Genomic DNA, 1,055 nt, shown 5'->3' with positions numbered 1-1,055 from the left:
GGTGATGACCTGGCATTGTTGGGTGATGGCTTGAACGAGGTCCATGGAGGCCCTGGCACGGACACCGTGTCTTACCGTCTCAGGAAAAAAGGTCTTAAGCTGGACCTCACCCACCGGAACCTCTATAGCCTACAGCCAGCAGAGCAGCTGACAGAGGTGGAGGTCATCCAGGGTTCCCCGGGCAATGACACCCTCTTGGGAGACCACCGTAATACCGTTTTCGTGGTCACCAATGGCACCAATACCCTGGATGTCCGGGGCGGCAACGACACCGTGACCGCCAACGGCGGAAAAACGTCTGTCCGGTTACGCAGTGGCTTTAACACGGTATTACTGGGTGAGGGCAGGCACGAGGTATACACAGGCACTCATTCGGACACCCTCTGGCTGGGTCGTGGCAGTGATCTTGGCAACCACCGCATTCACGGTCATAAACACCGGAAGCCGCCAACAGGAAAATGGCCCGTGCTGGTCATCCGTTGGGAAAAATCGGGTGAATCGTGCCGTGACCCGCAAAAGGCCAGTTTGACCATCAATTCTTTTGACGAGAGCCTGAATCTGTTTTTTAGCCCTGAAATAGCGCGTCAGAGCGTCACCCTTGACTTTCACACTGATGGTTTACGTCATTTCGAAACAGTACAAGCCAACCCCGTTATCCTTTATTGGGAGCAAGCGGCAGGCAACCCCCCTTCCCTGCCAATGACCGAGGCCCTGACCCACCTGAGGAACAGTACTCTCTCGATTTATCTTGATTCAGACAGGGAACCCTGCCAGGTCAAAAAGAGAGTGGAGGACTACACCTTTTCCACAGGGGAGATGCTGGCATTCTTAAATCGCCATCCTGAAAAACCCTTAGGTGAATTCCCCCCGGCCAAATGGCGTGACGAAGCTGAACTGAAGAGCCTTGCCGATGAGGGAAAAAACCTGGGCGCCGGCCTGCACCGGATTGGCAGTCGGGAAAGCAACAATGTCAGGCTGGAGATTGAGTTTCGTTTCGACTCTTCCACATGCACCCCCCACAGTGGTGTTTTACGCAAGCTGACCCTGAAGCCGGG

Annotated in this window: 1 protein-coding gene; it reads left to right on the top strand. The window is 54.9% G+C overall.

Features of this window, described 5'->3' with window-relative positions; all coding sequences use genetic code 11:
* Positions 1-30: 30 nt before the first annotated feature.
* On the top strand, positions 31-1,055 hold a 1,025-nt coding region (locus KDK19_RS11060), incomplete at its 3' end, for a calcium-binding protein (RefSeq protein ID WP_257291962.1).

Source organism: Endozoicomonas sp. ONNA1 (assembly GCF_024606325.1).
In the GTDB taxonomy this organism is placed as follows: Bacteria; Pseudomonadota; Gammaproteobacteria; order Pseudomonadales; family Endozoicomonadaceae; genus Endozoicomonas_A.
The sequence above is the reverse complement of the archived record's forward strand: the minus strand, read 5'-3'. Positions and strand labels throughout refer to the sequence as shown.